Annotated in this window: 14 protein-coding genes; 9 read left to right on the top strand and 5 right to left on the bottom strand. The window is 72.4% G+C overall.

Annotated features, from left to right (window positions below; all coding sequences use genetic code 11):
• The first annotated feature begins 5 nt into the window (after positions 1-5).
• Positions 6-653 (top strand): dihydrofolate reductase family protein, encoded by a 648-nt coding sequence (locus tag WFJ01_RS09680; RefSeq protein WP_336628881.1) that lies wholly within the window; start codon positions 6-8, stop codon positions 651-653.
• Between the two features lie 131 nt (positions 654-784).
• Here WFJ01_RS09680 and WFJ01_RS09675 read toward each other — a convergent pair whose 3' ends face one another.
• Positions 785-1,117 (bottom strand): DUF4229 domain-containing protein, encoded by a 333-nt coding sequence (locus tag WFJ01_RS09675; protein ID WP_251445475.1) that lies wholly within the window; start codon positions 1,115-1,117, stop codon positions 785-787.
• A gap of 132 nt (positions 1,118-1,249) precedes the next feature.
• Between WFJ01_RS09675 and WFJ01_RS09670 the strand changes: the two genes are divergently transcribed.
• The 3 genes from WFJ01_RS09670 (at position 1,250) to WFJ01_RS09660 (ending at position 4,249) form a co-directional block, all read left to right on the top strand.
• The gene (locus WFJ01_RS09670; RefSeq protein WP_336628880.1) at positions 1,250-1,612 is read left to right on the top strand and encodes a PLD nuclease N-terminal domain-containing protein; all 363 of its coding nucleotides are present in this window, start codon (positions 1,250-1,252) and stop codon (positions 1,610-1,612) included.
• Positions 1,609-3,228, top strand: coding sequence for a 2-succinyl-5-enolpyruvyl-6-hydroxy-3-cyclohexene-1-carboxylic-acid synthase (gene menD, locus WFJ01_RS09665; protein WP_336628879.1), 1,620 nt, complete (start codon positions 1,609-1,611; stop codon positions 3,226-3,228). Before WFJ01_RS09670 ends, menD begins: the two co-directional genes overlap by 4 nt.
• Positions 3,229-3,391: 163 nt before the next feature.
• On the top strand, positions 3,392-4,249 hold the full coding sequence (locus WFJ01_RS09660) for a polyphosphate kinase 2 family protein (RefSeq protein ID WP_292883669.1): 858 nt from the start codon (positions 3,392-3,394) through the stop codon (positions 4,247-4,249).
• A 21-nt stretch (positions 4,250-4,270) separates the two neighbouring features.
• On the opposite strand, the gene WFJ01_RS09655 is transcribed toward WFJ01_RS09660, so the two are convergent.
• A complete protein-coding gene (locus WFJ01_RS09655; RefSeq protein WP_336628878.1) occupies positions 4,271-5,560 on the bottom strand; it encodes an isochorismate synthase in 1,290 nt (429 codons plus the stop codon).
• A gap of 231 nt (positions 5,561-5,791) precedes the next feature.
• Between WFJ01_RS09655 and WFJ01_RS09650 the strand changes: the two genes are divergently transcribed.
• From WFJ01_RS09650 to WFJ01_RS09635, 4 genes are read left to right on the top strand one after another with little or no spacing between them, the layout of a single operon-like run.
• Entirely contained in the window at positions 5,792-6,403 is a 612-nt protein-coding gene (locus WFJ01_RS09650) for a hypothetical protein (RefSeq protein WP_336628877.1), read from the top strand.
• A 50-nt stretch (positions 6,404-6,453) separates the two neighbouring features.
• Positions 6,454-7,179 (top strand): class I SAM-dependent methyltransferase, encoded by a 726-nt coding sequence (locus tag WFJ01_RS09645; RefSeq protein ID WP_292883677.1) that lies wholly within the window; start codon positions 6,454-6,456, stop codon positions 7,177-7,179.
• A 43-nt stretch (positions 7,180-7,222) separates the two neighbouring features.
• On the top strand, positions 7,223-8,284 hold the full coding sequence (locus WFJ01_RS09640) for a polyprenyl synthetase family protein (protein WP_336628876.1): 1,062 nt from the start codon (positions 7,223-7,225) through the stop codon (positions 8,282-8,284).
• A 41-nt stretch (positions 8,285-8,325) separates the two neighbouring features.
• Positions 8,326-9,699: an FAD-dependent oxidoreductase gene (locus tag WFJ01_RS09635; protein ID WP_251445497.1), complete on the top strand. Its 1,374-nt coding sequence runs from the start codon at positions 8,326-8,328 to the stop codon at positions 9,697-9,699.
• 48 nt (positions 9,700-9,747) lie between these two features.
• Here WFJ01_RS09635 and WFJ01_RS09630 read toward each other — a convergent pair whose 3' ends face one another.
• Complete coding sequence (locus WFJ01_RS09630; protein WP_336628875.1) at positions 9,748-10,185, bottom strand: hypothetical protein; 438 nt, start codon at positions 10,183-10,185, stop codon at positions 9,748-9,750.
• Positions 10,186-10,300: 115 nt separating this feature from the next.
• Here WFJ01_RS09630 and WFJ01_RS09625 point away from each other — a divergent pair, with 115 nt between their 5' ends.
• Positions 10,301-11,350 carry an alpha/beta hydrolase gene (locus WFJ01_RS09625; RefSeq protein WP_251445503.1) on the top strand — a complete coding sequence of 350 codons (1,050 nt, stop codon included), beginning with the start codon at positions 10,301-10,303 and terminating at the stop codon, positions 11,348-11,350.
• Between the two features lie 44 nt (positions 11,351-11,394).
• Here WFJ01_RS09625 and WFJ01_RS09620 read toward each other — a convergent pair whose 3' ends face one another.
• Together WFJ01_RS09620 and WFJ01_RS09615 are read right to left on the bottom strand one after the other, a co-directional pair.
• A complete protein-coding gene (locus WFJ01_RS09620) occupies positions 11,395-12,048 on the bottom strand; it encodes a GntR family transcriptional regulator (RefSeq protein WP_251445506.1) in 654 nt (217 codons plus the stop codon).
• A 171-nt stretch (positions 12,049-12,219) separates the two neighbouring features.
• On the bottom strand, positions 12,220-12,708 hold the full coding sequence (locus WFJ01_RS09615; protein ID WP_336628874.1) for a YajQ family cyclic di-GMP-binding protein: 489 nt from the start codon (positions 12,706-12,708) through the stop codon (positions 12,220-12,222).
• Between the last annotated feature and the right edge of the window lie 14 nt (positions 12,709-12,722).

Genomic DNA, 12,722 nt, shown 5'->3' with positions numbered 1-12,722 from the left:
GGCACATGGCCGTTCGCGCCGACCTCAACATCTCCCTCGACGGGTACGCGTCGACCACCGATCAGACCCCGGAGAACCCCTTCGGGGACGACTGGGGCCGCCTCGTCGCGGCCTACACGGCCACCCGCACGTTCCGGGAGCGCGTGCTGGGCGACCTCTCCGGCGCGGGGACCACGGGCGTGGACGACCGCTACGGCGCCGAGTACTTCGAGGACATCGGCGCCGAGATCATGGGTGCGGGGATGTTCGGCCTCCACGACTTCCCCGACGATGCGGACTGGCGCGGCTGGTGGGGCGACGAGCCGCCTTTCCGCTGCCCGGTCTTCGTCCTGACGCACAGCGCGGGCCGGGAGCCGATCTCCTTCGACAACGGCACGGAGTTCCACTTCCTCGACGCGCCGCCGGCCGAGGCGCTGGCGCTCGCGACCGAGGTCGCCGGCGACGCGGACGTGCGCATCGGGGGAGGGGCCAGCACGGTGCGCGCGTTCCTGGCCGCCGGCCTCGTCGACCGTCTGCACGTCGGCATCACCCCGATCCTGCTCGGTCGCGGGCAGAACCTCTGGGCCGACCTGCGCGGCCTCGAAGACGGCTACACGGTCACCAGCGAGGTCGCCGAGAGCGGTGTGGTGCACGTGACGTTCGCCCGCGGCTGAGTCTGCGGGCGGCCGGGACACGACGGGTCGAGGCTGCGCTCGCGGTGTGTGCGGGGAGCGCCGGGGCCGGGTCGGGCCGCGTGACGGGATCCGGCGTCGCGTCAGGCCGCGTGACGGGATCCGGCGTCGCGTCAGGCCGCGTGCCGGGATCCGGCGTCGCCGGTGCCGTTCGCTTCCGGCCTGTCGGCCGCGGGCTCCTCGGCGTCCTCGACGTCCTCATCGGACGGAGCGGATCCGGCCTTCGGGGGGCGCGACTCGCGCCGGGCGTAGATCGCCCTCGATGCGTCCGACAGCGGGCTGCGCAGGAACAGCAGCGAGACGCTGATCCCGATGAGCGCGGCGAACAGGGCCGCGAGCCACCAGAACTCCCGGAAGATCGGGAAGAAGAACCACAGGATCCCCAGCGGCACGAGGAACGCCAGCAGGCGCAGCACCGAGTACACGAGAAGGGGAGGAAGTTTCACGACCCCAGTCTAGGAGGGCGCGTTCGGCGCGCGCTGTGAGGGCGCTATGCCGGGCTTCTCCATCGGATGTGCGGCAGCCGGGCGTTCGCCGCACGCAGGCCGCCAGGCCGGGACACGACCTAGACTGGAACCGTGGCACGTTTCCTCGTGATCGGCGGTTTTCTGGCCGCGGTCTTCTGGGTTTACAGCATCGTCGACTGCGTCGTGCAGCCGGCGAGCCGTCACCGCGGCGTGCCCAAGGGCGTGTGGATCGCGATCGTCGTTCTCATCCCGGTGATCGGCGGACTGCTCTGGTTCACGATCGGGCGCACCCGTCGTGGGCGCACCGCCGACGAGGAGCGGTACCTGCCGCTCGACGACGCGGATCCGGCCCGGGCGAATCCGGCCCGTCGCATCAGCGCGGCCGAGCAGGAGCGGCTCATCAAGGAGCTCCAGGACGAGCTCTCCCGCCTCGACGATCGCGGCGACACCGATTCGGCCGGCCCGCGCCCGTGACGGCGCCCTCGCACGCTCCTGCCGCCGACGCGGCCGTGCGGCTGCTGACGACGCTCGTGGAGCACGGCGTCCGCGACATCGTGCTCTCGCCGGGCTCCCGGTCTCAGGCGCTCGCGCTCGCCGCCGCCGCCCTGGCGCGCTCCGGATCGCTCCGCGTGCACGTGCGGATCGACGAGCGGGTGGCGGGGTTCACCGCCCTCGGGATCGGCCGTGAGTCCGGCGCTCCCGCGGCCGTGATCTGCACTTCCGGGACCGCCGCGGCGGGGTACCTTCCCGCGGCGATGGAGGCGTTCCACTCCGGGGTCCCGCTGATCCTGCTCACCGCCGACCGACCGCCGGAGCTGCGCGGCGTCGGCGCGAACCAGGCCACGGTCCAGCCGGGGATGTTCCGCCCGTGGGCGCGGCTGAGCGTGGACGCGCCCGTGCCCGGCGATGCGGAACCCGCCGTGTACGCCGCACTCGCGGAGGAGGCCGTGACCGTCGCCCTCGGAGCCGCGGGGGAGGGACTCGACGGCGTCGCCGGTCCCGTGCACCTGAACCTGCCGGTGCGGGAGCCGCTCTCCGGCACGCTCCCGGATCCGCTGTCGGCGAGCGCCGGCCCGCTGCCGCGCCCCGCCGGGGCGGAGCCGATGCGGATCGCCGCCGGCGGGCGGACCCTGGTCGTGGCGGGCGCCGATGCCGGCCCCGACGCCGAGCGCCTCGCCCGCGAGGGCGGGTGGCCGCTGATCGCCGAGGTGGTCAGCGGAGCCCGTTTCGGGCCGCAGCTCGTGCCCGCATACCGGGAGCGCCTGCGCGACGCCGCGCTCGCCGACCGGATCCAGCGGGTCGTCGTGCTCGGGCATCCGACGCTCAGTCGCGAGGTCGCGGCCCTGCTGCGCCGCACCGACCTCGAGATCATCGCGGTGCGCCGAGGCGGCGAGCGACTGAATCCGTCGGGCACCGCGGTCGACGCGCGGGCGATCGAGGTCGAGCAGGGACCGGCGGACACGGGATGGCTCGCGGCGTGGACGGCACCGACGGCGGTCGGCGGCGGGGCTGCGGATCCCGATGCGGGCTCCTCGGCCGACGTGCCCCTGGACCGGCCCGCCCTCGTGCGGGCGGTGTGGGCGGCGACCGGCCCCGCCGACCGGCTGCTGTTCGGCTCGTCGCGGATCGTGCGCGTGGCGGACCAGCTGCTCGACGGCGCCGAGGCGCGCGTGCACGCCAACCGCGGGCTCGCCGGCATCGACGGCACGACCGGCACGGGCATCGGCATCGCCCTCGCCGCGCAGGCCGGGGGCGCCCCCGGCACGGTGCGCGTGCTGCTCGGCGACCTGTCGCTCCTGCACGACGTCGGATCCCTCCTCCTCCCGGCCGATGAGCCGGCGCCGCGGGTGCAGGTGATCGTCGGCAACGACGGCGGCGGCACGATCTTCGACGGCCTCGAGGTCGCCGCCTCGGCCCCGTCGGTCGATCTCGACCGCGCGTTCTACACGCCGCAGTCCGTCGCGCTCGGTCCCCTCGCCGCCGCCTACGGATGGACCCACGTGCACGTCGGCACCGTCGCCGAGCTGGAGCACGCGCTCGCCGCGGAGGTCGGAGGGCCGCAGCTGATCGAGGTGCCCCTGGCCCGCTGAGCGGCGCCGCTCCGTCGAAGGCGCGCGGCTTCATCGGGGGCTCTCCGGGGCTCGAGGCGGTGCGGAACTCCGTCGATTCCGCGGGCCGCGCGGTCTCCGAGGCGCGCGTTCGGTTCTGACGGAGTTCCGCACCCCGTGCCGTCGCGTCCGGCATCATGGGGGCATGAGCCAGCACTCCGCCGGGTGGACCGCCCCCGCCGCAGAAGTCCTCCGCGTCACCTCCGCCGGACTCGCCGGGGTCGACCCCGACGCCACTCCGGGGTTCCAGGGCGAGAAGGCCGACGGTGCGGCGTCGCTGGCCACGGGACTGGCCGCCCTCGGCGACCTGCAGGAGCGGCTGTTCGCGCGGTCCGCGGTGGGCGAGGCGCAGGCGAGCGTCCTGCTGGTGCTGCAGGCGATGGACTCCGCGGGCAAGGGCGGGATCGTCCGGCATGTGGTCGGCGGCGTGGATCCGCAGGGCGTCGAGCTTGCGGCGTTCAAGGCGCCGACCGCCGAGGAGCTGCAGCACGACTTCCTCTGGCGCATCGAGAAGCGCCTGCCCGCCGAGGGCAAGATCGGCGTGTTCGACCGCTCGCACTACGAGGACGTGCTCATCGGCCGGGTGCGCTCGCTCGCCCCGGCCGAGGAGATCGAACGCCGCTACGACGCGATCGTCGACTTCGAGAAGCGCGTCGTCGAGAGCGGGACGCGCATCGTCAAGGTGATGCTGGACATCTCCCGCGACGAGCAGAAGAAGCGCCTCATGGAGCGTCTGGACCGGCCTGAGAAGCACTGGAAGTTCAACCCCGGCGACACCGACGAGCGCCTGCTCTGGGACGACTACATGGCCGCCTACGACACCGTCTTCGAGCGCACGTCGACCGACGCCGCGCCCTGGTACGTGATCCCCGCGAACCGCAAGTGGTACGCCCGCCTCGCCGTGCAGGAGCTGCTGCTCGCCGCCCTCCGGGACATCGATCCGCAGTGGCCCCTCGCCGACTACGACGTCGACGCGGAGCGCAAGCGGCTCGCCGCGAGCTGAGGCGGATCCTCCGCCCGCGGTTCAGGCCAGGGCGTCGACGATCGGGCGGAACTTCACCCGCGTCTCGAGCATCTCCGCCTCCGGATCGCTGCCGGCGACGATTCCCGCTCCGGCGTAGGCGGTGAGCGCGATCGGCGCTCCGCGCCCGGTGCCGGCGACGTCGAACTGGGCGCAGCGCAGGGCGATCGCCCATTCGCCGTTGCCCTGCGCGTCGATCCAGCCCACGGGGCCCGCGTAGCGTCCCCGGTCGAACGGCTCGAGCTCGCGGATCGCCGCGATGGCCGCGTCGGTCGGCGTCCCCGCGACGGCGGCCGTCGGATGCAGCGCCGCGGCGAGGTCGAGGGCGGACGCGCCGTCGCTGAGGCGGGCGCGCACGTCGGTGGCGAGATGGAACAGGTTCGGCAGCTCGAGGATGAACGGTCCGCCGTCGGCGTCGAGCGCGGTCGTGTGCGGGGCCAGCGACGCGACGACGCTGCGCACCGCGAACGCGTGCTCGTCGTTGTCCTTGGGGCTGTCGGCCAGCGCGGCGGCCGCGCGGGCATCGGTGACCGCATCGGCGCCCCGGGCGGTCGTCCCGGCCAGCACCCGGGCGGTCACCACGCCGTCCTGCGCCGTCACCAGGGTCTCCGGGCTCGCGCCGATGAGGCCGTCCACGGCGAACGCCCACGTGTCGGGGTACTCGGTGCTCAGCGCCCGCACGAGCCGGCGCAGATCGGATCCGGCGGGCACCGTGCCGACGAGGTCGCGCGCGAGCACCACCTTGCCGTACCGGGCGTCGGCGATCGCGGAGAGGGCCGCCCGTACGGACGCCTGATAGCCCTGCGCGGTCTGAGCGCCCGGGCCGAGGGTGCCCGCCCAGTGCGGGCCGAGCGCGGTGGGGGCCGGGGCGGTCGCGTCGCTCGCCTCGGGGTCGTCGGCGTCGAGGCCGGGGTCGTCGGCGTCGCGGATCCGCGTGATCCAGGTGCGTCCGCCGTGCCGCCCGATCACGGTGCGCGGCACGATCAGCACGCTGTCGGCGGCCGACGCCTCGTCGAACACCAGTGCCGCGAAGGCGACCAGCCCGGTACCGGGCAGCCGCACCCCGTCGTCGACACGGGCGGATCCGCGGATCTCATCCCAGGCGCGGCTCAGGGCGGCGGTGCGGGGCTCGGCGCCCCGCGACACGCGCACGACCCGGGCGACGTCGGCGCCCGCCGCGACGATCCCGTCGCCCCGGCGCAGCCAGGCGCGGGGATCCGCCGGGTCCGCATAGCCGAGCAGGTCGTCGGCGAGGTCGAACTCTCGCGTCTGAACGACCAGGCCGGCACTCACGGATCCAGCCTATTGCGTGCCGCGCCCCCGCCGTCGCGCCCGGCCTCCGACCGCGAGACCGATGCCTCGTCACGAGACCGACGATAGGCCGCAGGGTCTCGTGACGCAGGATCGGTCTCGCGGTGACCCGCGCCCCGGGAGGGTGACCGCGCCGGCGGGACGGTGACCCGCGCCCCCGGGAGGGTGACCCGCGCCGCCGGGACGGTGACCCGCGCCGCCTAGAGTGTGACCGTGACTGCCGAACGCCCTGCATCCGGAACCGAGATCGTCTTCCAGTGGCGCAAGTGGGACGGATCCCCGCACTGGCGTCACGAGTGCGTGTACCTCGGCGCCGACGACTGGGGGGACTGGGTGGGGCAGCCCGCGGGATGGGGCAGCGAGCGCCCCGCCCGCTCGTTCACGGCCCCGGGACCCAACGTCACCCTGGTGCCGCCGAGCGGCGACTTCGCCCTGACGGTCAACCGCGACCACCCCCACGGCATGCGCATCTACATCGATCTCGCGTGGGACCTGCGCGCCGTCGCGGAGAAGGATCCGGAGGCGTCCACCGCCGGTGTCCCGGTGCTCTTCACCGGCATCGACATGGATCTCGACGTCGTGCGCGTCGAGGGGGAGCGCGGCACCTGGATCGATGACGAGGACGAGTGGGACGAGCACCGCGTGCACTACGGCTATCCCGCCGAGGTGCAGCAGCGGCTGGAGGCGCTCGCCGCAGAGCTCGAGCAGCGCGTGCGCGCGCAGGTGCCGCCGTTCGACGACGCGACGGCCGATGTCTGGCTGGACCGGCTCGCCGCGCTCGCTCTGCCCTCCATTCCGAGTCGTCTCCCTGAGCACGAGCTATAGGTCGTGCTCAGGGAGACGACTCGGAATGGACGGCCGCGTAGGCTGGACGGGTGAGTGCGAACGAGCAGCCCAACCGCGCCGACCTCGGCAAGGATCCGTCGCGCGTCAGCGGCATGTTCGATCAGGTCGCGGCCGGCTACGACCGCACCAACACCGTGATGACGGTCGGCAACGACGCGCTCTGGCGGGCGGCCACGACCCGCGCGGTCGCCCCGAAGAAGGGCGAGCGGATCCTGGATCTCGGGGCGGGCACGGCGTCCTCGTCCGCCTCGCTCGCGCGCAGCGGCGCCGACGTGGTCGCGGCCGACTTCTCGCCCGGGATGCTCGCGGAGGGGAAGCGCCGGCACGGCGACCTGCCGAACCTCAGCTTCGTCGAGGCCGACGCCATGAACCTCCCGTTCGAGGACGCGAGCTTCGACGCGGTGACCATGTCGTACAGCCTGCGCAACGTCCAGGAGCCGAAGAAGGCGATCGCGGAGCTGTTCCGGGTGACGAAGCCGGGCGGACGCGTCGTGATCAACGAGTTCTCCACGCCGCCGGCGAAGCTCGTGCGCGGGTTCTACAAGCTCTACAACTCCCAGGTGCTGCCGCGCGTGGCCCGCGTCGCCGGCACCAACGGCGAGGCGTACGACTACCTCAACGAGTCGATCCGGGAGTGGCCCGACCAGCGCACCCTCGCCGCGTGGCTGCGCGAGGCCGGGTGGATCGACGTGGCCTGGCGCAATCTGTCCTTCGGGATGGTGGCGCTGCACCGCGCCCGCAAGCCGCGCGCCTGACGGGCCGCGCTCACCCTCCGGCGTTCGCAGGTAGGCTGGATCCGTGACTTCGAGCTCCGCCGCCACGGGTTCGCGCCTCGCGAGCCGTCTCGGTTTCAGCGACCGCGTCTTCGTCGGTCCCGCCGCGCGCAAGCTCGCCCGCGAGGTCGAGGCGGGCCTCGACCTCGTCGAATCCGGTCTCGCCGAGGATCTGCACGTCGCCGACGCGCTGGCCGATGCGACCAGCCGCTACCTGTACGAGGCGGGCGGCAAGCGGGTGCGCCCGGTGCTCGCCCTGCTCACCGCGCAGCTCGGCGGGGGCAATCTGCCCGCCGTCGTCGACATCGCCAAGGCGCTCGAGCTGACGCACCTCGGATCGCTCTACCACGACGACGTCATGGACGGCGCCGACCGCCGTCGGGGCGTTCCCGCGGCGCACGCGGTGTGGGGCAACAACGTCGCGATCCTCACCGGCGACATCCTGTTCTCCCGGGCGCTCAAGCTCATGTCCGGCCACGGCGACCGTGCGATCCGGCTGCAGGCCGACACCTTCGAGCGTCTCGTGCTCGGTCAGATGCACGAGACCGTGGGCCCGCAGGAGGACGACGACCCGATCGAGTTCTACATCCAGGTGCTCGCGGACAAGACCGGATCCCTCATCGCCGCGGCGACGCAGGCCGGCGTGATCTTCTCCGGCGCCCCCTCCGCCTTCGAGGAGCCGCTGCGGGTCTACGGCGAGAAGGTCGGCGTCGCATTCCAGCTGCTCGACGATGTGATCGATCTGTCGTCCAAGCCCGAGGACACGGGGAAGGTGCCGGGGACGGATCTGCGCGCCGGCGTGCCGACGATGCCGTCGCTGCTGCTCGGCGTCGAGACGGATCCCGACTCGGTCGCCCTCGCCGCCGAGATCGACGAGGGCGTGCAGCGCATCGCCGCGGGCGAGGATCCGTCGATCCTCGACGACGCCCTCGCGCGCCTGCGCGATCACGACGTCACCCGCAAGACGCTCGACCTGGCCCGCAGCTGGACCCAGGGCGCGATCGACGAGCTCGACGTGCTGCCCAAGGGTCCGGTGCGCGAGGCGCTCACCCGATTCGCGCAGTCGCTCGCCGACCGCAGCAGCTGACGCACGCTCCGCCCGCATCCCGGGCAGCCGAAAGGATCCCCATGACCAAGCTCAGGCTTGCCATCGTCGGTGCCGGCCCCGCCGGCATCTATGCCGCCGACCTCCTGCTGAAGGCCGAACGCCGCTTCGACGTGTCGATCGACCTGTTCGAGAAGCTGCCCGCGCCCTACGGCCTGGTGCGGTACGGCGTCGCCCCCGACCACCCCCGGATCAAGGGCATCATCACGGCGCTCCGGGACGTGCTCGACCGCGGCGACATCCGCCTCTTCGGCAACGTGGACTTCGGCACCGACATCACGCTCGACGATCTCAAGCGGCACTACAACGCCGTGATCTTCGCGACCGGGGCCCGCCGCGACACCGACATGGACATCCCGGGCGTCGACGCGATCGGATCCTACGGCGCCGCCGACTACGTCAGCTGGTTCGACGGGCATCCCGACGTGCCGCGCGAATGGCCCCTGGACGCCGCGAGCGTCGCGGTGATCGGCAACGGCAACGTGGCCCTCGACGTGTCGCGGATGCTGGCCAAGCACGCGGAGGACCTGCTCGTCACCGAGGTGCCGGCGAACGTGTACGAGGGCATGAAGGACAGCGCCGTCACCGACGTGCACGTGTTCGGACGCCGCGGCCCGGCCCAGGTGAAGTTCACGCCGCTCGAACTGCGCGAGCTCGGCGAGCTGCGCGACGTCGACATGGTCGTCTACGACGAGGACTTCGACTACGACGACGCCTCGCGCGACGCGATCGCGAGCAACAAGCAGGTCATGGTCATCGACCGCGTCCTGCAGTCGTGGCGCAAGCGCGATTCGGTGAACAACGCCGGAGGCACCGCCTCGCGTCGGCTGCACCTGCACTTCTGGGCGCGCCCGGTCGAGGTCCGCACGGACGACGCGGGCCGTGTCGCCGCCCTCGTCTACGAGCGCACCCAGCCCGACGGCAACGGCGGTGCGGTGGGCACGGGCGAGCTGCGCGAGGTGCCGATCCAGGCGCTGTACCGAGCGGTCGGGTACTTCGGATCCCCGCTGTCGGGAGTGCCCTTCGACAAGAAGCACGGCGTGATCCCGAACCGCGAGGGACAGGTGCTCGCGAAGGACTCGAACCAGCGCGTCCCCGGCATCTACGCGACGGGCTGGATCAAGCGCGGCCCCGTGGGACTGATCGGGCACACCAAGTCCGACGCGATGGAGACCGTGCGTCACCTCATCAACGACCAGGGCTCGTGGTGGCAGCCGGAGGACCCGTCGGAGGCGGCGATCCCCGCGCTGCTCGCCGAGCGCGGCGTGCGCTGGACCGACCTCGACGGCTGGCACCGCCTGGACGAGCACGAGATCGCCCTCGGCGCTCCCGAGGAGCGCGCCAGGATCAAGGTCGTGCCCCGCGAGGACATGGTCCGCATCTCCCGCGGGGAGTGACCCGCTCGCACCGCACGCCTTCCGGCCCGGGGCGGGATCGACGCGACGCTAGTTCTTCGCGGTCACCACGACCGTGAACACGACGTGCGCGCCCGATGCGCTGTTGTCGAGCGTCACCGTCGTCGTGCCCGTGGTGATCGGGGAGAGCCCGGGGTTGAACTGCGCGGATCCGTCGTCCTTGCCGGGCGTGAAGGACACGATGGTCGGATCCTCGATCTTCGCGGTCCAGCTCTTGAAGTCCTCCGTGGCGCCGGTCAGCACGATCACGTTGTCGAGCGGCACGGACACGGTGGTTCCGTCGACCGTCTTCAGATCGGCCATGATCGGCGGCAGCTGCTGAGCGCTCGGGCTGGGGCTCGCGGACGACGAAGCCGCCGGCGTCGTGGCGGCGGGGCTGCCGGCGCTCGAGCAGGCGGCGAGGCCGAGACCGGCGGAGGCGATGAGGACGCCGGCCAGCAGGGCGGACGGAAGGTGCGGACGGCTCATGGATCCTCCTCGGTGCGGTTCTGGCCCCAGCGTAGAGGACACGCCCTGCCCGGGGGAGTGGTCCGACGGCCTCCCTTCACAGGACGGCGCCCGGCCGCGTCGCTACGCTGAGGGCATGACCGTCGCATCGGATCCGCAGACGTGGATGCCCGACGTGCTCGGCGACGAGTTCGAGCAGCTCACCCTGCCGCTGGGCTCCGACGACGAGGGCGAGGTCGTCGCGACGCTGGTGCGGGCGCTGCCCGAGCGCACCGTCTGGCGGAGACTGTTCGGGGACGGGCGCGCGCTCGCCGACACCGATGTGCTGTACGTGCACGGCTGGTCGGACTACTTCTTCCAGAAGCGGCTGGCGCGGTTCTGGACGGCGCGGGGCGCGCGCTTCTTCGCCCTCGACCTGCGCAAGTACGGCCGGAGCCTGCGGCCGGGGCAGACGCCCGGGTTCATCTCGGATCTCGCGGAGTACGACGCGGACATCGCCGCGGCGCTCGCCGCGATGCAGGCGGAGCAGCCCCGGGGGGCTCCGCGTCGTCTGGTGCTGCTCGGACACTCCACGGGCGGACTGACGCTGAGCCTCTGGGCGGCGCGCAACCCCGGCATGGCGTCGGCGGTCATCCTGAACAGCCCGTGGCTGGAGTTCCAGCTCTCCCGCTTCACCCGGGAGACGCTCGCCCCGCTCGTGAGCTTGCAGGCCAAGCGGCGCCCCCTCGATCGCGCCCCGCAGGTGGACCTCGGGTTCTACACCCGCGCGCAGAACGCGGTCGCGGACCCGGACGACCCGGTGGATGTGAACCTGGCCTGGCGGCCGGAGCAGACCATGGCCGTGCACGCCGGGTGGCTGAACGCGGTCCTCGCCGGGCACGCGGCGGTCGCGGCGGGCGTCGCGATCCCGGTTCCGGTGTGCGTGCTGCTCTCCGCGCACAGCGCCTATCCCACGTCGTGGTCGGAGGACCTGACCCGTGCGGACAGCGTGCTCGTCGTGGACGACATCGCGCGCGCGGCGCTCAAGCTCGGCCCCTCGATCACGATCGAGTGGATCGAGGGCGCGCTGCACGACGTGTTCCTCTCCCGGCACGATGCCCGGGAGGAGGCGTACGAGCGCCTCGGCCACTGGGTCGACGGATGGTCCGCCGCCGACCGGGCCGCCCGGCTCCGCGCCCCGCGCTGACGCGGTCTCGCACCCCGCGCTGTCTTCGCGCCCGGGCGGCCCGCTCAGTCGACGTGGTGCATCGCGCGGACGAGATGCTCCGCGGCGTGGCCGTCGCCCGCGAGGATCGCGTCGGCGAGGGCCGCGTGGACCTCCCGCATGTGATCCCGCTCCGTGACGTCGACGGCCCAGGGGCGGAGATTGCGCGACAGGGGCATGCTTGTCTGGTCGAGCACCGTGTCGAGGATCTCGTTGTCCGAGTGCCGGGACAGGTAGTGCAGAAGCTCCCAGCGCCGCGCGGTGAGAGTGGCGGCGTCACCGAGCCCGTCGTCCAGGGCGCGCGCCAGCGCGGCCGCCTCCTCCCGCTCGGCTTCGTTCAGGCGGGGCACCGCGATCGCCGCGACTGCGCCCCCGAGGTATCCGGCGTACTCCAGGGTCTTCTCGGTGAGCTGCGGCGGCACCTCGGTGACCTGCGTGTAGCGGCTCGGGTGCATCTCGACGAGCCCGACCCGCTCCAGGCGCTGCAGTGCTTCCCGGATCGGCATCCGCGAGACGCCGAACTTCTCGGCGAGCTCCGCGTCCCGGATGCGGTGCCCGGGCGGCAGGGTGCCGTCGATGATCGACGCCCCGACCCTCTGATAGACCTCGTCGGCGAGAAGCTGCTTGGGCGCTCCCAGTAGCGCCTTGCTTTCGCCGAATTGCGGACCACGAACGTCCATCACTACCCCCAAGTAGTTTCCCCAGAACAGCACTATCTCATTCAGACCGGGCAAACCCAAATATTGGTGTGCGACGGCCGGCGAAGGCGTGTCCTGCGACATCGGAGGCGTCATCAGGCGACAAGGGGAGGATCCGCGCGGGCCGCGTGCCCCCGGCAGGACCTCCCGAGATCAGCGGAAGTTGATGAACTGCAGATCCAGATCCAGGTCGGATCCCTTGAGCAGTGCGATCACGGCCTGCAGGTCGTCGCGGCTCTTGGACTGCACCCGCAGCTCGTCGCCCTGGATCTGCGACTTCACGGACTTGGGGCCCTCGTCGCGGATGATCTTGCCGATCTTCTTCGCGTTCTCCGAGCTGATGCCCTCCTTGAGGGTCGACTCCAGGCGGAACTCCTTGCCGCTCGCGCTGGGCTCGCCGGACTCGAGGCTCTTCAGCGAGATGCCGCGCTTGATGAGCTTGGACTGGAACACGTCCAGCACCGCGCGGGCGCGCTCGTCCGAGTTCGCCAGGATCACGATCTTCTCGCCGCTCCACGCGATCGATGCGCCGACGCCCTTGAAGTCGTAGCGCTGCTCGATCTCCTTGCGGGCTTGGTTGAGGGCGTTGTCGGCCTCCTGGCGATCCACCTTGGACACGATGTCGAATGAGCTGTCAGCCATACAGGCAGTGTAAC

It is taken from the genome of Microbacterium sp. MMO-35 (assembly GCF_037147555.1).
In the GTDB taxonomy this organism is placed as follows: Bacteria; Actinomycetota; Actinomycetes; order Actinomycetales; family Microbacteriaceae; genus Microbacterium.
This window is presented reverse-complemented; position numbering and strand designations above follow the sequence as displayed.

Coding starts and splice junctions, on each gene's coding strand:
- WFJ01_RS09625 (WP_251445503.1), top strand. CDS start 10,301: ATGACCGTCGCATCGGATCCGCAGACGTGGATGCCCGACGTGCTCGGC.
- WFJ01_RS09660 (WP_292883669.1), top strand. CDS start 3,392: ATGAGCCAGCACTCCGCCGGGTGGACCGCCCCCGCCGCAGAAGTCCTC.
- WFJ01_RS09680 (WP_336628881.1), top strand. CDS start 6: ATGGCCGTTCGCGCCGACCTCAACATCTCCCTCGACGGGTACGCGTCG.
- WFJ01_RS09620 (WP_251445506.1), bottom strand. CDS start 12,048: ATGGACGTTCGTGGTCCGCAATTCGGCGAAAGCAAGGCGCTACTGGGA.
- WFJ01_RS09630 (WP_336628875.1), bottom strand. CDS start 10,185: ATGAGCCGTCCGCACCTTCCGTCCGCCCTGCTGGCCGGCGTCCTCATC.
- WFJ01_RS09635 (WP_251445497.1), top strand. CDS start 8,326: ATGACCAAGCTCAGGCTTGCCATCGTCGGTGCCGGCCCCGCCGGCATC.
- WFJ01_RS09615 (WP_336628874.1), bottom strand. CDS start 12,708: ATGGCTGACAGCTCATTCGACATCGTGTCCAAGGTGGATCGCCAGGAG.